We start from the raw sequence: 22171 nt of genomic DNA on the forward strand, positions 1-22171 counted from the left end.
ATCACCCGCAGCGGCAGCAGCGGATGGGCGGTGCTCTCGCTGGAGCGCGGGGCCGTCAACCGGGCAGAAGGACGAGCTTTCCGCGCACGCGACCCGATTCGCCGACCCGGTGCGCTTCCGCGACGTCGGCCAGCGGGAAGGTCTGTCCGACTGGCAGGGTGAACTTCCCGACTTCGATCAGCTCGCCGAGTTGAGCTAGCACGTACAACGCGTGTCCGCCGTCGCCGCGGCTGAACCGCACGCCGTACTGCTCGGCACCGGCGAAATCGGCGACGGTGAGGACGTGCTCCGGGCCGCCCGCGAGCTGAATCAGCTCCGGCAGAATCCCGCTTCCGGCGACGTCCAGCGCCCGGTCGACACCGTCGGGTGCGAGCGCACGGACGCGGTCTGACATCCCCGGTCCGTACGCAACAGGTTCCGCACCGAGCGAGCGCAGAAAGTCATGGGTGGCAAGGCTTCCCGTGCCGATCACCAGGGTGCCGCGAGCCACGGCGAGCTGAACCGCAGCACTGCCGACGCTGCCGGAAGCACCGTTGATGAGCAGAGTCGCGCCGCTTTCGACACCGAGCTGATCGAGCGCACGCGCAGCGGTCTCAGCCGCAGCGGGCAGTGCGGCTGCTGCGGCGAAGCTGAGCGACGGCGGGATGGGCGCGTAGCAGGACAGCACGGTCAATTCCGCTTGTGCGCCACCGGAAGCAGCGAACCCGAACACGCGGTCTCCGCGCAGGACATCCGTGACGCCCTCGCCGAGTTCGTCCACGACGCCCGCCGCTTCGTACCCCATGGTCTGCGGGAGTTCCTGGTCCATCAGGCCCTGGCGCTTCTTCCAGTCGCTGGCGTTGATTCCCGCGGCGCGCACGGAGATCCGGACCTCGCCGGGGCCCGGATGCGGATCCGGCACGTCGACGATTTCGAGGACTTCCGGCCCGCCGAAGCGGCTGAACCGGACCGATTTCACTGGGTGCTCCCTTCTCGGGGAGGGGCGAAGAGGCAGGCACGGGAAATCGGGACCCGCCAGAACTTGAACGAACATCGTTCTATCAACGAACAGTGTTCTTGTCAACGCGCGAAGCGCTCCGGCAGGGCGGAATGATGGATTTCGGCTGAGCACCGGGCGACAGGAACGCTGACCCGCAGCGGAGGATCGCTTATCGGCGGGCCAGACCGTCGAGCATCACCTCGAGGGTGAAGTCGAACCGGTCATGGCCCTCCCCGGCCGTCAGCTGGGCAGCATGACTCGCGGTGTACGGAAATTCCTCGGCGGGCAGCGACGCGAGCCGCCGCCGCATCTCGTCTCGGCCGACCACCCAGACGGCATCCTTTTCCGCCACCCGCCGACGCACGATCGACGTCTCGAGACAGTAGGCGGCCACGTAGAGCAGCAGCGAATCCACGCCCCAAGCCGCGGCCTGGGCCGGGACGCCGCCGTTCCGCAGGATGGCCAGCATTCCCTCGGTGAGCCGCGCGGTGTCGAGGTCGGTGGGCGCCACCGCGAACGCGGCGCCGGAGATCCCGGGGTAGGCCAGATACAGGTCGCGCAACTGGACGCACACCTCGCGAATCTGCGCACGCCATTTCGCCGCCTCCGGCTTCGGCACGACGATTTTCGCGCTCAACCGCGCGATGAGCAGCTCGTCGAGGTCGGTTTTGTTGACCACGTGCGCGTAAAGCGAGGCGGGGCCAGTGTTGAGGGCGTCGGCCACGCGGCGCATGGACAACGCCTCATACCCCTCGGCGGCGATGATCCCCAGCGCGGCGTCGACAACCTGCTCGACGGTGATCGGCACTGTGCGCCGCCGGGGTTTCGGGCTGGTTCCGGGTTTCGGCGGCTGATGCCGTGCCGCACGCCGTTCCTTGGGGTCCACGAGCCCACTTTATCCTGGCCGTTCGTTGACCGAACACTGTTCGCCCGGGCCTGTTGCATATACCGCCCACCGGTATAGGGTTCCGCCCTGGACCGCCTACAGAGGGCTGGGTGGAGGTGATCGCGGGGAAGCCGTGGACAGCAGACTGCGCCGCTACCGCCTGACCGAACCGGGAACCGCTCGGCTGGCCACCGAAGTCCAGCGACGGCAACACCACACCACTGTCGCCGAACAACGTCTTCAGCTGCGCGGCGCGGACAGACAAGCATCCCGGCGAGATCCGATGCCGCGACGACGCAGCTCGACTACCGCGAGACACCCGAGGCGGCCTTCGAGCGAACCAGAACTCGCCAATGTCGAACGTAAAGCTTGGGTGCCAGCGGATTCTTCGATTCCGCCCCGCCCAGCCAGCGTTCTGTGTTTAACTGACCGGCACGAAGCGATCGCGGGTCCCAGGGGGTACCGAGACCATGGCGCAGTGGGTCAGCATGCCGGTCGGCGGCGGCGACGCCATCCTTTTCGAGACCGATCCAGCCGACGGCGGGGGCCATGCCCCCAGCGGAAACGAGCAGGTCGGGCGTGGTCCGTCGATTGAGCGGGCGTCCGAGTCGGTCCAGGAAGCGCTCCAGCGCATCCGACCGGCCGCCGAGGCCGTGCTCGCCGAGTTCCGGGCGATGGAGCAGCAGCCGTCCAAGATCAGCCTGCAGTTCGGCATCAAGGTCACCGGCGAGGCGAACCTGGCGATCGCCAAAACCGCGGGCGAAGCGAATTTCACGGTCAGCATGGAGTGGACCGCGCCGTCGTCATGAGCGCTGATCCGCTCGCCGCAGCCGTCGTCCGGATCAGCGGGGCGGCGAAGACCGCCGGGGGCGGTTTCCTGGTCGCCCCGGGCCGGGTCGCCACGTGCGCGCACGTGGTGGCCGACGCGCTCGGCATCCGTCGAAACGCGCCCCGCCCCGACGGCACGGTGGAGGTCGAATTCCCGCTGCTGGCAACGAATTCGCGGATTACCGCGCGGGTGGTCGACTGGCAGCCGGAAAGCAGCGACGGGGTCGGCGACATCGCCGTGCTCCGCTTGGAAACGCCCGAACCGCCCGGAGCGGTGCCCGCGCCTTCGCGGATCACCGACGACGTCCGCGGGCACTCGATCCGCACGTTCGGGTTCCCGTTCGACCAGGATGCCGGGATCTGGGTCGAGGGCAAGCTTCTCGGCGCGCAGAGCACCGGCCGCATCCAGATCGAGACCGACGACCGGCAGTGGCGCATCGAACGCGGGTTCAGCGGCGCCCCGGTGTGGGACGACGACGCGGGCGGCGTGGTGGGCATGGTGGTCACCCGGGCCAACCGGCACGACACCACCGCGCACCTCATCCCCACCACCGCACTCGGCGACGCCTGGACCGTCTCAGCGGAAAACCCTTACCGCGGCCTGAAACCGCTCGAAGAACGCGACGCCCCGCTGCTGCACGGCCGAGACAGAGAACTGGCCGGACTGGCCGCGCAGGCGGCCCGCGAGGATCTGCTCGTCGTGGCCGGTCCGTCCGGCTCGGGCAAGTCGTCGCTGGTACGCGCCGGGCTGCTGCCCCGGCTCCGCGGCGAAGGCGCACGGGTGCACGACATCCGCCCGGACACCGCGATCGAACCGGTCGCCATGTTCGCCGCCGCGATCGGGCAGCCGGTCCAGGATCCGAGGGAAGCGGCGAACGCGCTGGTCGCGGACGGTCCCGCAGTGCTCTTCGTCGATCAGTTCGAGGAGCTCGTGGTCGCCGACCGCGACGGCGCGTGCCGGTTGCTCGAACTGCTCACCCGGATGATCGCGTCGCAACGACGGGAACCGGGCGAACCGGCTCCGCTGCGGGTCGTGCTCACGTTGCGCGCACGGTCCCTCGACTCGCTCCTCACGAGCGAGACCGCGGACCGGCTGAACCAGGCCGTCCGTTTCCTGCAGCCGATGTCGCGCGCCGAGTTGTCCGAGGCGATCACCGGGCCCGCCGCCGCGGTCGGCGGCCTGGCCTTCGAATCCGGCCTGGTATCGCGCATTCTCGACGACGCGACGGGACAGCCCGGCACTCTGCCGCTGGTTTCCCTGGTACTGGAAAGGCTTTGGCAGCAACGCTATGGCGGCTGGCTGACCCACGCGGCGTACGACAACCTCGGCCGGGTCGCCGGCGCGCTGGGCAAGGCGGCGAACGAAGCGATCGAAGCCCTGCGTCCGTTTGAAAAGCGCCCTGCGCGCAGACTGCTCGCCCAGCTCGCGAGACCGGACGGCGAGGCGGGATTCGCCCGGCGTTCGGTCCGGGTCTCCGACCTCAGCCCGGAACTGCACGGCATCGCGCACGAACTCGCCGCTCGCCGGCTCGTAGTGCTCGACGAGGACCAGCGCGTGGACCTCGTCCACCAGGCGTTGATCGACTACTGGCCCCAGCTTCAGAAGTGGCTCGCCGCGGACCGGGACTTCCTGGTCTGGCAAGCGGGTCTGCGGCAGGACATGGAACAGTGGGAACAGTCCGGCCGAGACCACGGAAGCCTGCTCCGAGGCGCGGCACTCGCCACCGCCCGACAATGGCTCACCGAGCGTGGCGCGGATATTACCGCGGCGCAGAAGGAATACGTCGAACGCAGCTACGCCACCGAGCGGCGGGGCATCCGACGCTGGCGCATCGTCACGGCGGTCGCGCTGGCTTTGGCTCTGGCGGCGAGCGCGCTCACCGTGGTGGTGCTGCGCAATCAGGAGACCATCAACGACAACCTGCACACCGCCAACGCCATCCTGCTGGCTCAGGAATCCTTGCGGGACGCCAATGGCCAGGATACGTCTGCCTTGCAGATGGCACAGGCGGCTTGGCGGGAGAATCCGCGCAGCAGTGAGGCGTATGGCGCGTTGCTGCAGCAAGAGCTGTATTGGCGGGGAATCGACCGGATCCTTCCTCCGCAGCACATCGCGCCGACGGATCGGATTTTGTCCACTGCGGACGGTCAGCGGGTAGTCGTCAAATCCGCTGACCCGACCACGCCGGTGCTGCTCTGGCAGGGGCTGGCCGGCCCCGAGCCCCGGTCGCGCGCACTCGCCGTCGACCCCACCTCTTTCCTGGAGCTGAGCCCGGACGGCCGCCTGCTCGCCGAGTCCGGGAACGCACCCGGCGTCAAGATCTGGGACCTGGACAGCCCGGCGCCCCCGGTCGTGCTCCGTGCCGACGACGCGACCGCGTTCGAATCCGTGTCGTTCAGCGCGAACGGCCGGTACCTGCTGGGCGTGCCCAACGAGGCCGCCCGGCCCCGGAACCTCCAGATCTGGGATCTCCAGAGCCGCCGCGGGACTGCGACACCGCTGGCGGCCACCCTGGCGACCGGCATGGTCGACACGGTGTACCCGACCGACGACGGACGTCAGGTGGTTCTGGTCGAGCAGCCGAGCGACCCCAATGCCAAGACCGAGGCAGCGGTGCGCGACAGCGCGTCCGGCGCGCTGGTCCGGTCGCTGGGCCGGGGCGTTCTCGTCGACCACGGCCGCGAGATCGCTGTCTGCGACGCCGGAACGGTCACTCTCGCGGACGCCTCCGGCAGTCGGTTGAGGCAGTTGGCGACCGGCATCGACTGCTCCGGCCTGGACACCGACGTCACCGGGCAGTTCGTGCTTCTGAACAAACCGGGGGCAGGACCGCTGGGAGCCGTGCACTGGCCGGACGGGAAGCGATACCTGTTCGCCGATCCGACGGTGACGGTGAACTGGGCGTCCGCGAACACCGTCGTGACCCCGCTCCTCCTCCCCGCGCCGGACGGCCGGTTGACCGCGCTGACCGTGCGGAACGGTTCGATGCAGCTCAGCACCGTGGCCACGACGGACACCCAGCCCGTCAACGCCGCCGACTGGAACCCTTACGCGCTGTCCCCCGACGGCCAGCGCTGGGTTGCCCGGTCCCCGACCGGAGAACTCGCGCTCCTGGACGCCCGGCAACAAATGCTGAAGCAGGTCTCCGTGCCGTCGCCGACCGCGCTTTCCTTTGACCCCAGCGGAAAACACCTTCTGTCGGTCAGCAACGGCATGCTGCGGATCTACCGGGCGGACGACCTCGTCCTCGAACACGAAGCGCCGCTGCCCGGCGGCCCGAACCCCAACGAGAACGGCACGATCGTCGTCGTGCCAGGCCAGAACGCGGTCGTCGTCTACGCGGGGACCGCGACGTTCTGGGACCCGGCCACCGCACAGCAGACCGCACCGCCGCTGCCGCTGCAGGACGAGGCCGCCAACGCCAAGGCGAGACCCGGTCACCCCGGCCAGATCTTCGTCTACGGAGCAAGAACGGCCGCGTTGTGGGATCTCCGGAGCCGGAAAGCGATCGAGACCTTCCATTCGGACTTCTATCCCGGCACTCCGGCCATCGATCCCAGCGGCTCCTTCGTGGCCATGGTCAACGGGGTGGTCAGCGGCGTGGTCCTCCTCGACCTGAACGAAAACCGGATGCTGCCGACGATGCCCGCGTCGATGAACATCCTGCACGGCATCGACGGCGACTACCTGTTCGGGGAAAGCACCCTGGACTTCCAGGTGTGGCACTGGCCGGACCACAAACTGGTGACCGACGTCAAACTCGGCGACCAATCCCTCACCCGCGCCGTGGCGGACGGGAAACTGATCCTCGACACGAGGCCGGGCCCCCAGCCGTCGGTCCCGCTCGACGGCACCGCCTGGATGCGGCATCTGTGCGGGCTCAACGACCGGGACTTTACTCCGGCCGAGAAAACCCGTCTGCCCGCGGGTGCGGACCAAACCCGTCCGTGCTCGTGACCGCCGCGGACAGGTGCCCTCGGGTCCGCCGGAAACGACCGGCGGGGAGGCCGTTGCGAAGATCGCAGACGGAGTGACCGCCCGCAGGTCCGAGGTCAGGCTTCCACCGCGACCTCCTCCACCGCCGAGCCGAGCCGCACCCATCTCGTCGCACCGATCGTGTGCAGGAACGGGAGGTCGTGGCTGACCACGATCAGCGCGCCCGCGTATGACTTCAGCGCCTGTGACAGCTGCCGGACACTGGCGAGGTCCAGGTTGTTCGTCGGTTCGTCCAGCAGCAGCAGTTGCGGTGCTGGTTCGGCCAGGAGCAGCGTCGCCAATGTCGCCCGGAAACGTTCGCCGCCGGAAAGGCTTCCGGCTGGCTGGTCGGCTCGGCTGCCGCGCAGCAAGAACCGGGCGAGGTGGGCGCGGATCTCGTTGTCCGACGCGGAGGGGGCCGCCCGCGCCATGTTCTGCGCCGCCGACACCGTGTCGTCCAGGAGGTCTAGCCGTTGCGGCAGCCAGCGCACCGGCACCGGGACCTGGACCGCTCCGGAGCGCGGCTCGATCGCCCCGGCGATCGTCTCCAGCAGCGTGGTCTTGCCGGAACCATTCGGACCGACCAGCGCGATCCGTTCCGGTCCGCGCAGCGCGAGGTTCACCGCGAGGCCGTTCCGAAGCTCCACATCGGACAGAGTGAGCACTTCTTTTCCGGACGGCACCGAGGTGTCCGGAAGATCGATCCGGATCTCGGCATCGGCGCGAACCGCTTCCTCCGCCTCCTTCACCCGGTCCTTCGCCTCCGCGACCTTGTCGAGGTGCAGCGTGCGATGCTTGCCCGCGGCGATTTCCGCGTCCTCCTGCCGTTTGCGCATCCGCACTTTCGGCTCGCGCTTGTTTTCCCACTGCTTCCGGCCGTACCGGGCCCGCCGGTCCAGTTTCGTCCGCGCCTCGACCAGCTCCCGCTTCTGCCGTTTCAGATCCGACTCCGCGGCCCGCAGCATCCGCGCGGCCGCTTCCTGCTGCACGGCCACCGCCGCCTCGTAATCCTCCAGATCGCCGCCGTAGAAGGTCACCTCCCCGGACCGGAGCTCTCCGATCCGGTCGACGTGGCGCAGCAGCTCACGGTCGTGGGATACCAGCACCAGCACTCCTTTCCACGCCCGGACCGCCTCGCCGACCAGCCGCCGGGCCCGCAGGTCCAGGTTGTTGGTCGGTTCGTCGAGCACGAGCACGTCCGGCTGCCGCAGAAACTGCGCGGCGAGGCCGAGCAGGGTCAGTTCGCCGCCGGACAGCTCTCCCGCCCGGGCGTCGAGGGCGACGTGCGCGAGGCCGAGCTGGTCGAGGGTCGCGCGGGTGCGTTCCTCGACGTCCCACTGCTCGCCGACGGTCGCGAAATGGCGTTCGTCGGCTTCCCCGCGTTCGATCGCGTCGAGTGCCGCTCGGACGTCGGCCAGGCCGAGCACCTGGTCGACGCGGCGTTCGGCGGCGAGGGCCAGGTTCTGCGGCAGGTAGCCGAGTTCGCCGGACACGCTGATCGAGCCGGACGCCGGGCGCAGTTCGCCGGCGATCAGGCGGAGAAGGGTGGATTTCCCGGACCCGTTCCGGCCGATCAAGCCGGTGCGGCCCTCGCCGATCGCCAGCGAGAACCGGTCGAAGACAACGTCGCCGTCCGGCCAGGCGAAGCTGAGGTCCGAGCACACAATGGACGAAGACACAGGCGTACCTCCCCGTTCGCGATGGACAAGAACGCGGAGACACCGCGCGGGCACACCCAGGTACGGGACGGATTGCCGTCATCCGAGGCCAGACGCGCGACGGGCGGAAGAAACCCGGGATCGCGGTGTCCATACACCTCAGAAGATCAAGGCACCTCTCCGATGAACGGCAGCAACTGACCGCAGCATACGCACCGAGCCGGGCGGCGCGCGACCGAATTAACCGCGGCGGGGCGCGGTTCCCGAAAGAAACCGCGCCCGTTGTCCGTCAGTTGCCGTGTTTCCCTGGTGCCGCGCTGCCGGTGTACTCGGCGAGGCCGGAGATGAGGTCCGCGATGTCCGGCACGTTCTCGAACCGGCTCCGGTGCACCTCGGCGATCTTGGCGCCGATCTCCGGGTCCGGGTCGTCGGTGATGTCGGACGACATGAACTCCCGCACCAGCGGAAGCCCGACCCGGTCCAGTTCCAAGTGCGCGGGATGGTTCAGGTACTCCGCGTACCCCTCGATGTCCTCGATCACCAATACGGCGCCCAGCTCGTACTTGCCGCCGAAATCGCCGCCGACGATCCGTGTCCTGACGGCCGGGATCGCGGCGAACAGCTCGTGCATTTTCGCGACGACAGCGGCCTTTTCTTCCGGCGTGACCTCAGGCTTGAGCGCGAACCGGATGCTGTGGTAGATCATCGGAATTGCCTTTCAGAAGGCCGCGAACGCGGCGGCGTAGTCGTGGGCGAAATCGGTGAGGTCACGGGCCGGGCGTCCGGTGAGGTCAGCGACCGAGTCGTGCACCTCGGCGGCCTCGCCCCGGGAATAGTGCGCGTAGTCCTCGACCAGGCCGCTGATCTGCCACGACGGGAGCAGCCCGGTCAGCGCGGCGGCGAACTGGTCGGCGGGCGCGTCGCGGAAGACGATCTCCCGTCCGGTGGCCGAGGAGAGTGCTTCGGCGATCTGGGCGTGGGTCACCGCGCGCGGGCCGGTGAGGGTATAGGTGCGGCCGGAGTGTCCGGTCGTGGTCAGTACGGCAGCGGCGGCGGCTGAGATGTCTCTGGTGTCGATCGCGCTGACGGGCGCGTCGCCGATGGGCGCGGCGAGGAAGCCTTGCGCGATGGTGGCGGAGAAGTTGAGCAGCGCCTGCAGGTAGAGGTTGGGGCGGAGCACGGTGTGGTCGAGCCCGAGCTTCTCGACGTGCGCCTCGACTTCGGCGTGCCAGCGCAGGAACCGCACCGGCGAATCGGCGCGGGCGGCGTACTGGGAGAGCAGCACGAGCCGGCCGACCCCGGCGTCGCGCGCCAGGTTCGCGAACTGGATCTGCAGCTCGGCGGCGTCCGGCGCGGACGGGCTGTTGAGGAAGACCGCGTCGACCCCCTTCAGTGCCACGGCGATCGAGGCCGGGTCCCGCAGGTCGGCGACCACGGTCTCCACCCCGTCGAGGGGACGGCCCCGCGTCATCGCGCGGACGGTGCTGCCGCGGGCTTGCAGAGCGGGAATCAGCGCGGACCCGACGGTTCCGGTCGCGCCGGTGACGAGCACAGTGTCCATTGTGGAACTTCCTTTCCTCGGCTGGCCTGCCCCACCATCGCCGGGAAGCCCGCTCGCTCGCGTCGGTGACAATCGCCTACTTCGCCTGCCTAGGGCTGTCCTAAGGTTCGGACCATGCCCACGACGTCCTCCCTCCTCGGCCGGCACGACGAGATCGAGCGCCTCCTCGCGCTGGTCCGGGCGGCGGAACGGGGCGTGGGCGGGGTGCTCGTCCTGCGCGGCGAGCCGGGCATCGGCAAGAGCGCGCTGCTGGACCAAGTCGAGCAGGCGGCGGACCGGTTCCAGCGCATCCGCGCGTCCGGTTCGGAGTTCGAGGGCGAGCTGCCGTTCGCCGCGCTGCACCAGCTGTGCGTTCCCGTGCTGACGCATCTCGACTCCCTCGCGACGCCCTACCGCGACTCCCTCCTGGTCGCGTTCGGCCTGGCAGAGGGCGCGCCGGACCCGTTCCGCGTCGGCCTCGCCGCCCTCGAACTGCTCGCCTCAGCCGCGGCGGAGCGTCCGCTGCTCTGCCTGATCGACGACGCGCACTGGCTGGACGCCGCCTCGGCGCGCGCGTTGACGTTCCTCGCCAGGCGCATCGCGGCCGAACCGATCGCGATGCTGTTCGCCGCCCGCGACCAGGAGCCGGTCCCCGGGCTCGACGAACTGCCCGGGCTGGCCATCCGCGGGCTGAGCGACGCGCACGCCCGCGACCTGCTGGCGCGGGAGAAGACCGGGACGCTGGACGAGCGGGTGCGCGATCGCCTGCTCGCCGAGGCGCGCGGCAATCCGCTGGCCCTGATCGAGCTGCCGAAAGCAGGCGGTTTCGCGCTGCCGACGCCGTCGCCGGTCGCGAGCCGGATCGAGCGGAGTTTCCTCTCTCGCATGGCGGACCTGCCCCCGGACGCGCGGGAACTGCTGGTTCTCGCCAGCGCCGACCCCACCGGCGACCCGGCCCTGCTCTGGGCGGCCGCCCGGCGGCTGAACCTCGACGTGTCCGCCGCGAGCGCCGCGGCGGAGGCGTCCGGGCTGATCCAGTTCGACACCCGCGCGCGGTTCTGTCATCCGCTCGCGCGCTCGGCCGCTTATCGCGCGGCTGAGCCACCACAGCGGCGGGCGGCCCATCGGGCGCTGGCCGACTCGACCGACCCCGACACGGCTGAAGACCGGCGCGCTTGGCACCGTGCGCAGGCCACCGCCGGGCCGGACGAGGAGGTCGCGGCGGAGCTGGAGACGTCGGCGTCCCGCGCGCAAGCCCGGGGCGGCGTAGCGGCCGCCGCCGCGTTCCTCGAACGGGCCGCCGCGCTGTCGCTCGGCCACGGCAAGAAGGTCGAGCGCACTCTCGCCGCCGCCCAAGCGACCCTCGCAGCCGGCCGTGCGGAAGCCGCAGCGGGCCTCCTGACCAGCATCGACACCTCGACGTTGGCGATCCCCCAACGCGCCTCCGCCGAACTCCTGCGCGGGCAGATCGCCTTCGTCCAGGGCGCGGACGGGGCGGTTCGCGGCGCGGAAATCATCCTGCGGGCCGCGCAGCAGCTCCCCGCCACCGATCGGGAACGGTCGCGCGAGTTCTTGGTCGCGGCGCTGGAGATGGGGCTCGTCGTCGGGAGGGCCGCGGGCGTGCTGGACCGGGTGCTCGCCGCGGCTCCCGCGGCCGGACCGCCGGACCTGCTCACCGCGCTCGTGCGCTTGACCGCCGAAGGGCACCGTGCCGGGATCCCGGCGATCCGGCAAGCCCTCGCCGGCGACGACTGGACCCGTACCCCCGCACTGGCCACCGTGCTCGCGGGCGAACTGTGGGATCTCGACCTGCACCGGACGATCGTCGACTGGCTGACGCGGACGGGACAGACGACCGGCTCGCCGATGACCGTCCGGCTCGGGCTGTCGCAGGCCGCGCTCTCCGCGGTGTTCGCCGGGAACTTCGGCCAGGCGATGGCCGCGATCGCCGAGGAAGAAGCCATCGCCGACGCCCTCGGCGACCCTCCGCAGCTCTATCCCCGGATGCACCTGGCGGCGATCCGCGGACGCCGGCAGGAGGTGTTCGACCTGTTCGCCGAGGCGACGAGTCGGCAGACCGGCCAGCTGACCGCGAACGCGCACTGGGCGATGGCCGTGCTGCACAACGGCCTCGGCGACTACCCCGCCGCCCTGGAGTCCGCGACGCACGCGGTCGCGAGCGGCGATCTCTTCCTCACCGGCATCGCGCTGCCCGAGCAAATCGAGGCCGCCGTGCGGTGCGGGGAGGACGCCGTCGCCCGGTCCGCGCTGGACGCGCTGGCCGAGCGCGCGGAACCGGCGGGCACCGACTTCGCGCTCGGCGTCGCGGCTGGGGCGCGGGCGATGGTCAACGACGCGGAGGATGACTACGTCGCGGCGCTCTCGTATCTCGCCGACAGCCCGCTTTCCGTGCAGACTGCGCGAGCGCACTTGCGGTACGGGGAATGGCTGCGCCGCGCGGGTCGTCGCCGAGACGCCCGTGCGCAGTTGCGTGCGGCGCATGAGCAGTTGTCGAACATCGGACTGGAAGCCTTCGCCCGACGGGCCGCCGACGAGCTGCGCGCGACCGGGGAAGTGGCGCGCAGCCGTTCGGCGCATACCTATGACCGGCTGACGATGCAAGAAATGCACATCGCGCGCGAGGTCGCTGCCGGGGCGACTTCCAAGGAGGTGGCTACCCGGTTGTTCCTCAGTCCGCGGACGGTGGATGCGCACCTGCGGAATATCTTTCGGAAACTCGGGATCACGTCACGGAGACAGCTCAGAGACATGCCTGATCTCCGGGATCCGAGTTAGGCGCCTCCCGCCGAGGGAGTTCTCCGCGACGAAGCGGCCCGAGCGGAAAGAAGCCCGCCGATCCCCGGAAGCAACGCCAGCAGCCACACCCGATGGCGGCCGTCCATGACCAGCACCGCGGCGAGCACCGTTGCCGTGTAAGCCAATCCGTGCACCGGACCCAGCACCTGGGAAACCTCCGGCTGATGCACAGTGATGAGGTTTCCCAGCATCAGCACCAGCGTCACCAGCTCCACCGCACCGATGATTTCCAGAATCCTTCGCGGGCTCACAATCCCACTCCCGTCGTCGAGCCGGGGCGGTAGATCATCAACACGACCACCGCCGCCCAAAGCAGGTTGAAGATGCCGGTCGGCATTGCCAGGCGAACCGGCGCCGGCCGGTCCGAACCGAGTGCATCGACAATGCGTTTCTGTCCCGGCAGAACCACTCCGACCAAAATTCCGGCGGCGGCGACCGTCAGCACCAGCGAGACGATCAGCCAGGCATTTCCCAGCACGCCGATCCGGGCGCCAGTCGCGAGGCCGAAGACCGGGACCAGCGCCCCGAGCACCGCGTAAACCCGAGTCGTGCGATGGAGAATCTGCACCGTCGCGGCCTTCTTCGGGTCGTCGGAGGCGAGCCGGGCCGCGCTCGGGAACATGCTCGCGGCGACGGCGACCGGGCCGATGGCGAGGATGGCGGCCAGTACGTGCACGGAAAGCAGGAAAGCGTTCACGCGGAGATCCGTTCACCGGTCACGCTCGTGCGCGGGAGCCGTCCGGCACGGGATTCGCCGGAGAGGGAATCGCCGTCGACTACGACGGAATAGTCGAGGTTGAGGCGCATCGGCCGGGTGATGCGCTGCCGCCAGCTAAACCGGTTTCCCTCGGCCTCGAGATCGGTAAGCGGAGTAGTTTCCCCGAATCCGCTCGCGCTGCCGCGGAGCACGCCGTCCGTTTCTTCGAAGGTATAAGTGGCTTCCATGGTGCCGATCGGGGTTTTCATCCGCAGCAGCCAGGTGCCGGCAATGGTGTTCATCTGTTTCCCTTCAGTGCGACGCTTTCCAGGTGGTGCCGCGCCGTTCGTATTCGAAAAGCTCTTCGACGGCGTGCGCGGTGTGCGAGCCGAAATCCCGCTCCAGCACGTACAGAGCCACATCGAGCCCGGAAGTAACGCCACCGCCGCTGATCAGGTCGCCGTCGTCCACGACGCGGGCACGGACGATGTGCACGCCGGTCGCGTCGAGCAGGTCGATGCCGAGCGCGTGCGTCGTCGCGGTGCGGCCTTCGAGCAATCCCGCCATCGCCAACGCGAGCGAACCCCCGCATACGGTCGCGATCGTGCAGTCCGGATTGTCGAACGCGCGACGCAGCAACGGCATGGCGTCGCTCGACGCGAAGTGCGACAGCAGGACCGGGATGGTTTCGACGCCCGCGTCGGGATCGCCGTCCACCGGGCCAGCGGCTCCGGGGACCAGGACGTAGCCGGGTGCATCCGGGTCCAACGCGGCGGTCGCGGTCAGAGTGAGCCCGGGATTGCCGGAGCCCACGACGCCGGGGCCGTCCGCGCTCACGAGTTCGACGGCGAGCTTGCCCCCGAGAAAGCCGCTTCCCGCCGTGAGCACCTCGAACGGCGCGACGACGTCGAGCGGGTCGAACCCGTCGAAGAGAACGAACTGGGCCCGAAGCATGAGTGGTTCCTTTCGCTGGACGCTTTCCTCCATCGAAAGGCATCCGCGATGATCTCCACAGTGGCTATCTGGACAGCTTCCACTCAGATCTGGCCACCGCACAGATGGCTTATTCTGCAGGGATGTACACCACAGCGGTGCTCGCCCTGCCGGACGCGATTGCCTTCGATCTGGCCACACCGATCGAGACCTTCGGCCGCGTGCGCCTCCCCGACGGCCGGCCGGGGTACCGGACGCTGGTGGCCGGTCCGGAGCACGAGGTCACCGCGGGCCCGTTGCGACTGGCGGTCGACGAGGGCCTCGACGCCCTCCAGCGCGTCGACCTCATCGTGGTGCCCGGGCGGAACAACCCGCTGGCGCCGACCCCGCCAGCCGTCCTGGACGCATTGCGCGCGGCCGCGGACCGCGGTACGCGCATCGCGTCGATCTGCGTCGGGGCGTTCACTCTCGCCGAAGCGGGATTGCTCGACGGCCGGGACGCGACCACGCATTGGCTCGCCGCCGACGAATTCGCCAGGAGATACCCGGCGGTCCGAGTGAATCCCGACCTGCTTTACACCGACAACGGGAAAATCCTCACGTCCGCCGGAGCGGTGGCCGGAATCGATCTGTGCCTGCACATTGTCCAGAACGATTACGGAAGCGTCGTCGCGGCCGATGCCGCCCGCCTCGCTGTCGCGCCCTTGCACCGGCCCGGCGGACAGGCGCAATACATCGTCCGCAACCGCGCGCCCCGCCGCCCGACCGCACTCGACCGGGTATTGCCGTGGATCGAGGAAAACGCGTACCGGGACCTCTCGCTCGCCGATCTCGCCGACGCGGCGGGACTGAGCGTGCGCACACTCACCAGGCGCTTCAAGGAAGAAACCGGGCAAAGTCCCATGCAATGGGTGGCCGGGGTGCGCATCCGGCAGGCGCAGGAACTGCTCGAAACCACCGACCACACCGTCGACCGGATCGCCGCGCAGACCGGATTTCCCACGACGAGCAACTTCCGTTCCCAGTTCGGCCACGTCGTCGGCGTCACGCCGGGCGCATACCGGAAGGTATTCCGGACGGAACCGAACCGGACAGCCGAGGAGTCCCGCTGATCGAAGACGTCGGTCTTCTTGCCGGAAACGGGCGACCGGATCCCGTGCCGCCGGGACGCGAGCGGAACCAGCACCCGGCGGCAGCACGGGACACCGCGGGGATGCCGGGTACTCCATCGTACGGCCGCCCGGACGAACCAGCGCCGCCGAATGCCGTCGCGCGCATTCCTTACTGGCATTCCACGAATATCCGGCAACCATTCTGAATATGGCAGTCCGCCGGACTGGTAGGATCGCGAGATAACCGCGGACAGGAAGGACCCGCGCGGTGCCTCGCGCTGCAGAGCCGGAAACGGCCGCCGAATCCGCCGGCGCCTACCGGAGCCGCTTCACCGGAGCGCTGGAGTCGCTGCTCGCGGAAAAACGCTTCCCTAAGATCACCATCGGCGACCTCGTCGGCCGGGCACACACCTCCCGCCGCAGCTTCTACGAGCATTTCACATCCAAAGAAGCGTGCCTGCTCGCCCTGCTCAAGGAAGCGGCGGAGAGCGGATCCGCGCAGGTCTCCGCCGCGGTCGACCGCAGCGCTCCCTGGCAAACGCAACTGCGCCAGCTCGTCACGGCGTGGATCGGCGTCGTCGATGCCCGGCCGGCCGTCATGCTGAGCTACCTCCGCGACGTGCCGCTGCTGGACACCCCGCTCGCCGCAAGCTTGAACCACGACGCGTATGTCAACGTCGTACGCACCGTCTCGGCTGGCACCGAATTTCGAAAATCGGGCGGAGCCGCATTGTCACGGGCTCGAGCGGTGATCCTGTGCGGAGGGCTGGAAAAGCTAGCCGAAGATGCGTTGCGGCACGGTGAGTCGGTGGACGCGCATCTGGAAGAAGCCGTGCAGGCTGCGATTCTTCTCGCCGGTTCGGGAGAGCTCACTTCACCGGAACTGATACCGCGCCCACCCGAGTCCGGTACGCCAGGGTGAGGACAGCCGCGCCCGCGATCACCGCCGTGGTGCCCAATGCGGTCAGCGGCCAGCCCAGTTGCTCGGCCGCCGTCGCGCCGAACGCGGTGCCGAGGCTTCCCCCAGCGAAATACACCACCATGTACGCGCTGTTGAACCGCGCGGGTGCGCTGGGCTCGATCGCCAGCACCGTGCTCTGGTTCGCGACTTGAGCACCGAAAAGCCCCGCGTCGAACAAAGCCAAGCAGAGCACGGTCGAAACGGTGCTCGGCAAGGCAATCGCAAGCATCGCGCTCGCCACGCCAGCAAGACCCAACCCGCAGAGGATGACCCGGCGCGCACCGACGCGATCAGTCCACGCGCCCGCGATCCGGGTGGCGAAAATGCCCACTATGCCAGCGAAAGCGTACAACCCGATGCGCTCAGCGGAATACGAAAAGGGCGGCTTCGACAGCGCCACCGCGATCCCGGACCACACCGCGCAGAACGCGAAGAACCAGAGCGCGCCCCGGACCGCCGCGAGCCGGAGCGCCGGATACTTCAGGTATAGCCCGGGAATCGAACGCAACGTGGCGAAGTAGCCGCGATTGTGCGCACCGGCCACCGGAGGAAGCACAAGCAGCACTGCGACCGCGACCGCAGCGCATCCGGCGGCGAAAACGCCCAGCATCGCGCGCCAACCGATCAGGTCGGCCAGCCAGCCGCCGACGACGCGGCCCGCGAGGATGCCCGCCGAGATGCCAGCGGTGACGATTCCCAGCGCGGTCGCCCGCCGGTTCGGGCTGGCCAGCCGGGCGGTCACCGAACTCAGCCCGGCCCCGACCGACGAGCACGCCCCGAGCACGCCGACCACCAGGCCGAGCACCCACACCTGGCCGGCGATCGCGTTCAGCCCCAACGCGATCGCGAGTGCGCCGAACTGCACGGAAAGGACGCATCGCGGCGGAAACTGATCGACGAGCGGCACCAGCAGCGCGAGTCCGCACAGGTAACCGACCGGCCCGCACGCGAGCGCGACGCCGACCGCGCCGAGCGAAGTGCCGAGAGCGCCGGATACCTCGGCGATCGCAGGCTGCAACGGGTAGATAGCCGCGGTGCCCAATGCGGCGGCAAGCGAGACGAACCAGATGATCGGGCCGCGAAGGAAGTCTGAATGCACCGGCCGAGCGTAAAAAGCGCGGAGCGGGAAACGCTGGCGAGAAACCGCCATCACCCTGGCTCCCGTGAAGGACCGGACAACGGCGCCGCGATTGTGGGATGATCGAGTTCCATGACGACACGATCACCGGTGGCCGCCGCGCCGCCGCGCTCGAGAGAGTTGCCGAGCCCACCCGGCCCGTCATGACCGGCGAGCGGGCGCGGCAGGTCGACATCGGCCGTCTTCCCGACGACGTCGTGGCCCTCGTCGACGCACTCGGGCCGGGCGAAAACCTGGTCCTCACCCGGGACGGCCTCCCGGTCGCGGCGATCTCCAGCGCTGGTCCCCGGCCCGGGCCGCCGCGAACGGACGACGCCGACGTCACCGTGGTCGCCACGGCGATGAAGCTGTCCGCCTCGGCCCGAAGGGCGCTCTCGGCCGAACTCGGCCCGGACTACGTCGTGCTGGACCCGCATTCGGCCCCCGCCACCGCCGACGTGCTGCTCGTGCCGCCGGTGAGCCCGCAGCTGATCGGGAATCTCCGGGCGAAGTTCCCGAAGGCCCGGGTCGTCCTCGCCGAGGTCGAGGACACGGAGCTCGGCATCAGCTACCACGGTCCGGTCCGGCGGCTGCTCGACGCCGGCGCGGAGACCTACCTGACCTCGGCGAACGTCCCGCATCTGGCGCGGCAGCTCGACCACACCGTCGCCCAGCGGCAGCAGCTCGGCCGAGGCGCCACCGCTCCGCTGGAGATCAGTCCGGGGACGTGACGAGCCGCGGAGGAGCCAACCCGAGCAGCTTCACCGGCAGCGCGCCCAGTCAGGTGGAAAGCCGTTTCAGCCCACGAAACTGTGCGGCTTCCCCGCCGCCCAGCCCGGGTTTCCGGTCCGCGCGAACGCCACCCAAGCCGCATGGACCTCCGCCGCCAGACCGGCCGGAGCGGGATCCGGGCCGAGCAGGCCGGTGTCGCCGTGCAGCCAGGGCTCGTCGGCGAGATCGAACACGAACGGCAGCTCGACGGTGTGCGCGGCGCCGAGCCGGCCGTCGAGGGCGGTCGAGCGGCAGCCGAACGAATAGCGGTAGGTGCCGCCGCCGGCGATCTCCGCGTGCGCCTGCGCCAACCGGGCGGTGCCCGCGCCGAACAGCCGCTCGCCCAGCTCGTCCGCGGTGTCGTCCGGTTTTCCTTGCGGCACCAGGTAAAGCCGCCCCTCCTCGGTGTTCGTGCCGAGCAGCAGGTCGACGTCGCACACCAGGCGGTCGGCCGGTTGCGCGGGCAGCACCAGGCTGAACGGGCTGAGCCCGGCCAGCGGATCCGGTGCGGTGCTGGTGTCCAGGTCAAGACCGGCCAGTGCGGGCAAGATCTCCAGGAGCCGCGCGTCCGGGATCTCCGCGAACGCCGTCGCGGTCGGAGCGACGCCCAAGGCCGCCGCGGCCGCCGACGTGACCCGTCGCGCCTGTTCCGGGGTGAACGCGCCCGTTCCGCTTCCGCTTTGGACGATCGCGCGGCGGAACAACCCCTTGGCCTCCGACGTCGCGAGCAGCGCACCGGTGAGCGTGCCGCCCGCGGACTGCCCGAAGACCGTCACGTTCGCCGGATCGCCCCCGAACGCGGCGATCGAATCGCGTACCCACCGGAGTGCGGCCAGGACGTCGAGCAACCCGCGATTGTCCGGAGCGCCCTCCAGCGCGAGGAAGCCGGGAATGCCGAGGCGGTAGTTCACCGTCACGAGGACGACGCCGTCTCGGGCGAAGGCCCTGCCGTCGTAGAGCGCGGCGCGCGTCGACCCGGTGACGAACCCGCCGCCGTGCACGAACACCATGACCGGGCGCTTGCCCGAGTCCGCGGCTGGAGTGCGGACGTCGACCGTCAGGTATTCGTCGCCGGGCACCCATCCCGGCCCGAAGTACGGGGTCAGGTCCAGCCGCCCGAAGTCCCGGACCGGCTGTGGCGCCGTCGGCGACGGCTGGGTCCCGTCCCGCGCCCCGGACCAGCCCGGATGCGGCGCGGGAGGAGCGAACCTGCCGGGACCGGCCGGGGCGGCCGCGTAGGGAATGGCCCAGTACAGTTCGCCCGCTTCGTCCGCACGGCCCCGGACGGCGCCCGCAGCGGTCTGGACGACTGGATTTTCCTTCTGACGCATGGGAAACCTTTCAGGAGATCCGGGAGAACCCGGCCCAGTTCTTGATCGCGAACCTCGCCCCGTCCCGTTCGACCTGCGCCGCGCCGGAGCCGGGGAAGTGCGCCGGGAACAGGAGCGCGTTGTCCTCGGCCGCCCGGCCGAGCAATGCGCGCCGGGTGGCCCTGGCCTCCGCCGGGTCCTCGCAGAAACAAGAGTTGGTCTCCGGTTCCACGATCTGCAGGGGCGTGTGCACCAAGTCGCCGACGAACAACGCCCGGTCGCCGCCGGAATCCAGGGTCAGCACCGACGAGCCGGGGGTGTGTCCGGGGGCGAGGTCGAGGCGCAGGTTCCGGTCGATCCGGTACGTCCCGTCCCAGAGCTCGACCTGTCCCGCCCGCCGCACCGGCGCGACGCTGTCCTCGAAGACGTTCTGGTTCCCGCGGCCGAGCACGGTCTCGTTTTCGTTGGCCGGGTCCCAGAATTCGAAGTCGCGCAACGGCATCAGGTACGTGGCGTTCGGGAAGGTCGGCACCCAGGTGCGGCCCTCCAAGCGGGTGTTCCAGCCGACGTGGTCGATATGCAAGTGGGTGTTGATGACGACATCAACGTCCTCGGGTGAGATACCAGCAGCGCCGAGGTGATCGAGGTAACCGGTGTCGAGGCGGCTCCACACCGGCGCATACGGCCGTTCCTTGTGGTTGCCGACACCGGTGTCGACGAGGATCGTGCGGCCCTCGCTGCGCAGCAGCCACGACTGGATCGCCGACTGGCATTCGCCGGTCTCCGGGTCCCAGAAATCGGGGGCCAGCCAGCCGCGGTGCTCGTCCCACGAGCCCGCCGGGCTGTCCGGGAAGAACTGGTCCGGGCTCATCTCGACCGAACCGGCGAACTCCTTGACGCGGGTGACCGTGACGTCGCCCAGAATGATCTCGTCCATGCGACCGAGCCTGGGCGAGCCCGCGCGGCCGGACCACTCCCGCGTTTTCCTACCCCGCGCAGGGTGTGGCAGCGATATCTCACGCGGCGGATAGTGGAATCCATGACCGCTGGCCCGCTGGGAGACTTCCTGCACGCGCGACGCGCCCGGCTGCGTCCTGAGGACGTCGGTCTGCGGGACATCGGCCCCCGCCGCCGGGTCGCCGGCCTCCGCCGGGAGGAGCTGGCGCACCTGGCCGGCGTCAGCGTCTCGTACTACACCCGGCTGGAGCAGGGGCTCTCCCGCGGCGCGTCCGCCGAGGTCCTCGACGCGATCGCCCGGGCCCTGCAGCTGGACGCCCACGAACGAGCCCACCTCGACCGCCTCGCCGACGCGGCCCGCCGCACGCCCCAGCCGCGCCGTCCACGCCCGGAGAAACTGGCCGACGAAACGCGCGACCTCCTCCGCGCAGTCGAGGGCGTCCCTGCGCTGGTGCTCGGCCGCAGGACGGACGTGTTGGCGTGGAACACCCTCGGGCACGCCTTGCTGGCCGGGCACCTGGACCTGGCCCAGCGTCCCAACCTGAGCCGGATGCTGTTTCTGGACCCGCACTGCCGCGAGCTGTACGCGGATTGGAAACGCAAAGCCCGCGCAGTGGTCGGCAACCTGCGCATCACCGTCGGGAAGCATCCGGACGACCCGCTGCTGGCCGAGCTGATCGGCGAGCTGACGATGAAGAGCCCGGAGTTCGTCTCGCTGTGGCAGGACCATCGGGTCGGTCCGTGCGACGCCGACGCGTACGAGCTGCGGCATCCGCTGGTCGGCCGGGTGACGGTGACGCAGCAGACGCTGTCGATGGCTCGGTCGCCGGAACAGGTGCTGATCGTGTGCACGACTCCGGCTGGGTCGGCTTCGGAGGAAGCGTTGACGTTGCTTCGGCAGCTCAGCGAACGGGACCCGCTCAGAACGGCAACTGCCGCCGCAACCGGTTCAGCCAGCGCTCCACCGTGTCCAGCGGCTGCCCAGGATCGTTAGCCGGCGCGGCCTGCGCGACCGCTTCCTGGACGTGCGAACCCACGGTCCCGGCGTACTGCGGCAGCGCGTACACCACCTGCCAATAACCCTCGCGCAGCTGCACGGAGTTGACCCGCACGTACCCGGCGGTGCCGCGGGCCAGATCGAAGCCGTACCGCCCCGCCGTCGGCACCGGATCGGCGGAGGTGACCACGACCACCGTCGGGCGGGCGTTCGCGACCACGTCGGTCGGGTCGGCTCCGTGCGCGATCGCGCGGTCGTTCAGGCCGATGTAGTCGATCGATTCCCACCCGCTGAAGTACGGGATGGCACCCGCGTCGGTCACCGCGAGGGTGCGGTTCGCGGCCGGGACTTCCGCCTTCGCGAGGCCCTTGCCGATCGCGACGTGCGCCCGCTGCAGGTCCGGTCCGTAGTTGGTGATCGCGCCGAGGTCCGGAGCCGTCGCGCCCGCCCACGCCGACCAGCCGACGGCGACCGCGCCCAGAACTGATCCGACCACGCGGCTGCCCAGCGTTCCGACCGCCAGCGCGGCACCCAAGCACAGCACCGGCACTGCGTGGTCCGCGAACCGGTCCAGGTAATCCATGGTGGGGCCGGAGACCGCGTACGTCACGTACGTGACCCCGACAGTCACG

At 69.8% G+C, this 22171-nt stretch carries 19 protein-coding genes and 1 pseudogene; 7 read left to right on the plus strand and 13 right to left on the minus strand.

What is annotated here, in order from left to right:
* Positions 1-55 precede the first annotated feature (55 nt).
* Both H5411_RS37660 and H5411_RS37665 read right to left on the minus strand, forming a co-directional pair.
* Entirely contained in the window at positions 56-958 is a 903-nt protein-coding gene (locus H5411_RS37660; protein ID WP_101438392.1) for an NADP-dependent oxidoreductase, read from the minus strand.
* Between the two features lie 190 nt (positions 959-1148).
* Positions 1149-1865 (minus strand): TetR/AcrR family transcriptional regulator, encoded by a 717-nt coding sequence (locus tag H5411_RS37665; protein ID WP_101438391.1) that lies wholly within the window; start codon positions 1863-1865, stop codon positions 1149-1151.
* Between the two features lie 488 nt (positions 1866-2353).
* Here H5411_RS37665 and H5411_RS37670 point away from each other — a divergent pair, with 488 nt between their 5' ends.
* Together H5411_RS37670 and H5411_RS37675 are read left to right on the plus strand one after the other, a co-directional pair.
* Positions 2354-2674 (plus strand): CU044_2847 family protein, encoded by a 321-nt coding sequence (locus H5411_RS37670; protein WP_244194777.1) that lies wholly within the window; start codon positions 2354-2356, stop codon positions 2672-2674.
* On the plus strand, positions 2671-6651 hold the full coding sequence (locus H5411_RS37675; RefSeq protein ID WP_183126532.1) for an nSTAND1 domain-containing NTPase: 3981 nt from the start codon (positions 2671-2673) through the stop codon (positions 6649-6651). Before H5411_RS37670 ends, H5411_RS37675 begins: the two co-directional genes overlap by 4 nt.
* Positions 6652-6746: 95 nt before the next feature.
* On the opposite strand, the gene H5411_RS37680 is transcribed toward H5411_RS37675, so the two are convergent.
* From H5411_RS37680 to H5411_RS37690, 3 genes are all read right to left on the minus strand, one after another.
* Positions 6747-8348, minus strand: a complete 1602-nt coding sequence (locus H5411_RS37680; protein ID WP_101438387.1) for an ABC-F family ATP-binding cassette domain-containing protein — start codon at positions 8346-8348, stop codon at positions 6747-6749.
* A gap of 268 nt (positions 8349-8616) precedes the next feature.
* Positions 8617-9033, minus strand: a complete 417-nt coding sequence (locus tag H5411_RS37685; protein WP_101438386.1) for a Dabb family protein — start codon at positions 9031-9033, stop codon at positions 8617-8619.
* 12 nt (positions 9034-9045) lie between these two features.
* Positions 9046-9888, minus strand: coding sequence for an SDR family oxidoreductase (locus H5411_RS37690; RefSeq protein WP_101438385.1), 843 nt, complete (start codon positions 9886-9888; stop codon positions 9046-9048).
* A 114-nt stretch (positions 9889-10002) separates the two neighbouring features.
* On the opposite strand from H5411_RS37690, the gene H5411_RS37695 reads away from it, so the two are divergent.
* Positions 10003-12663 (plus strand): AAA family ATPase, encoded by a 2661-nt coding sequence (locus tag H5411_RS37695; RefSeq protein WP_101438384.1) that lies wholly within the window; start codon positions 10003-10005, stop codon positions 12661-12663.
* On the opposite strand, the gene H5411_RS37700 is transcribed toward H5411_RS37695, so the two are convergent.
* From H5411_RS37700 to H5411_RS37715, 4 genes are read right to left on the minus strand one after another with little or no spacing between them, the layout of a single operon-like run.
* Positions 12660-12935 carry a hypothetical protein gene (locus tag H5411_RS37700; protein ID WP_183126533.1) on the minus strand — a complete coding sequence of 92 codons (276 nt, stop codon included), beginning with the start codon at positions 12933-12935 and terminating at the stop codon, positions 12660-12662. The two genes, H5411_RS37695 and H5411_RS37700, sit on opposite strands and share 4 nt — an antisense overlap.
* A complete protein-coding gene (locus H5411_RS37705; RefSeq protein ID WP_037360260.1) occupies positions 12932-13381 on the minus strand; it encodes a membrane protein in 450 nt (149 codons plus the stop codon). Before H5411_RS37705 ends, H5411_RS37700 begins: the two co-directional genes overlap by 4 nt.
* Positions 13378-13683 (minus strand): hypothetical protein, encoded by a 306-nt coding sequence (locus tag H5411_RS37710; protein ID WP_037360257.1) that lies wholly within the window; start codon positions 13681-13683, stop codon positions 13378-13380. Before H5411_RS37710 ends, H5411_RS37705 begins: the two co-directional genes overlap by 4 nt.
* A 10-nt stretch (positions 13684-13693) precedes the next feature.
* The gene (locus tag H5411_RS37715; protein WP_101438383.1) at positions 13694-14335 is read right to left on the minus strand and encodes a DJ-1/PfpI family protein; all 642 of its coding nucleotides are present in this window, start codon (positions 14333-14335) and stop codon (positions 13694-13696) included.
* Between the two features lie 122 nt (positions 14336-14457).
* On the opposite strand from H5411_RS37715, the gene H5411_RS37720 reads away from it, so the two are divergent.
* Positions 14458-15426 carry a GlxA family transcriptional regulator gene (locus tag H5411_RS37720; RefSeq protein ID WP_101438382.1) on the plus strand — a complete coding sequence of 323 codons (969 nt, stop codon included), beginning with the start codon at positions 14458-14460 and terminating at the stop codon, positions 15424-15426.
* 268 nt (positions 15427-15694) lie between these two features.
* Positions 15695-16348, plus strand: a complete 654-nt coding sequence (locus tag H5411_RS37725; protein WP_101438381.1) for a TetR/AcrR family transcriptional regulator — start codon at positions 15695-15697, stop codon at positions 16346-16348.
* Here the strand turns inward: H5411_RS37725 and H5411_RS37730 are convergent.
* Positions 16296-17486 carry an MFS transporter gene (locus tag H5411_RS37730; RefSeq protein ID WP_244194776.1) on the minus strand — a complete coding sequence of 397 codons (1191 nt, stop codon included), beginning with the start codon at positions 17484-17486 and terminating at the stop codon, positions 16296-16298. The genes H5411_RS37725 and H5411_RS37730 overlap by 53 nt on opposite strands.
* Positions 17487-17584: 98 nt before the next feature.
* Between H5411_RS37730 and H5411_RS37735 the strand changes: the two genes are divergently transcribed.
* Positions 17585-18235 carry a hypothetical protein gene (locus H5411_RS37735; RefSeq protein ID WP_312878690.1) on the plus strand — a complete coding sequence of 217 codons (651 nt, stop codon included), beginning with the start codon at positions 17585-17587 and terminating at the stop codon, positions 18233-18235.
* Positions 18236-18301: 66 nt separating this feature from the next.
* Here the strand turns inward: H5411_RS37735 and H5411_RS37740 are convergent, their stop codons facing one another.
* Positions 18302-19606 carry a carboxylesterase/lipase family protein gene (locus tag H5411_RS37740; RefSeq protein ID WP_101438379.1) on the minus strand — a complete coding sequence of 435 codons (1305 nt, stop codon included), beginning with the start codon at positions 19604-19606 and terminating at the stop codon, positions 18302-18304.
* 10 nt (positions 19607-19616) lie between these two features.
* Positions 19617-20522 carry an MBL fold metallo-hydrolase gene (locus H5411_RS37745; protein WP_183126535.1) on the minus strand — a complete coding sequence of 302 codons (906 nt, stop codon included), beginning with the start codon at positions 20520-20522 and terminating at the stop codon, positions 19617-19619.
* A gap of 102 nt (positions 20523-20624) precedes the next feature.
* On the opposite strand from H5411_RS37745, the gene H5411_RS37750 reads away from it, so the two are divergent.
* Positions 20625-21536 (plus strand): helix-turn-helix domain-containing protein, encoded by a 912-nt coding sequence (locus H5411_RS37750; protein ID WP_101438377.1) that lies wholly within the window; start codon positions 20625-20627, stop codon positions 21534-21536.
* Here H5411_RS37750 and H5411_RS37755 read toward each other — a convergent pair.
* Positions 21463-22171, minus strand: a pseudogene (locus tag H5411_RS37755) (hypothetical protein); the annotation flags it as partial. The gene H5411_RS37750 and the pseudogene H5411_RS37755 overlap by 74 nt on opposite strands.

The sequence above is a fragment of the Amycolatopsis echigonensis genome (genome assembly GCF_014174495.1).
GTDB classification, from domain to species: domain Bacteria; phylum Actinomycetota; class Actinomycetes; order Mycobacteriales; family Pseudonocardiaceae; genus Amycolatopsis; species Amycolatopsis echigonensis.

What these genes read in the sequence shown, in the direction of transcription:
- H5411_RS37670 (WP_244194777.1), top strand. Translation starts at nt 2,354, where the DNA reads ATGCCGGTCGGCGGCGGCGACGCCATCCTTTTCGAGACCGATCCAGCC.
- H5411_RS37675 (WP_183126532.1), top strand. Translation starts at nt 2,671, where the DNA reads ATGAGCGCTGATCCGCTCGCCGCAGCCGTCGTCCGGATCAGCGGGGCG.
- H5411_RS37685 (WP_101438386.1), bottom strand. Translation starts at nt 9,033, where the DNA reads ATGATCTACCACAGCATCCGGTTCGCGCTCAAGCCTGAGGTCACGCCG.
- H5411_RS37690 (WP_101438385.1), bottom strand. Translation starts at nt 9,888, where the DNA reads ATGGACACTGTGCTCGTCACCGGCGCGACCGGAACCGTCGGGTCCGCG.
- H5411_RS37695 (WP_101438384.1), top strand. Translation starts at nt 10,003, where the DNA reads ATGCCCACGACGTCCTCCCTCCTCGGCCGGCACGACGAGATCGAGCGC.
- H5411_RS37710 (WP_037360257.1), bottom strand. Translation starts at nt 13,683, where the DNA reads ATGAACACCATTGCCGGCACCTGGCTGCTGCGGATGAAAACCCCGATC.
- H5411_RS37715 (WP_101438383.1), bottom strand. Translation starts at nt 14,335, where the DNA reads ATGCTTCGGGCCCAGTTCGTTCTCTTCGACGGGTTCGACCCGCTCGAC.
- H5411_RS37720 (WP_101438382.1), top strand. Translation starts at nt 14,458, where the DNA reads ATGTACACCACAGCGGTGCTCGCCCTGCCGGACGCGATTGCCTTCGAT.
- H5411_RS37735 (WP_312878690.1), top strand. Translation starts at nt 17,585, where the DNA reads ATGATCGAGTTCCATGACGACACGATCACCGGTGGCCGCCGCGCCGCC.
- H5411_RS37740 (WP_101438379.1), bottom strand. Translation starts at nt 19,606, where the DNA reads ATGCGTCAGAAGGAAAATCCAGTCGTCCAGACCGCTGCGGGCGCCGTC.
- H5411_RS37745 (WP_183126535.1), bottom strand. Translation starts at nt 20,522, where the DNA reads ATGGACGAGATCATTCTGGGCGACGTCACGGTCACCCGCGTCAAGGAG.
- H5411_RS37750 (WP_101438377.1), top strand. Translation starts at nt 20,625, where the DNA reads ATGACCGCTGGCCCGCTGGGAGACTTCCTGCACGCGCGACGCGCCCGG.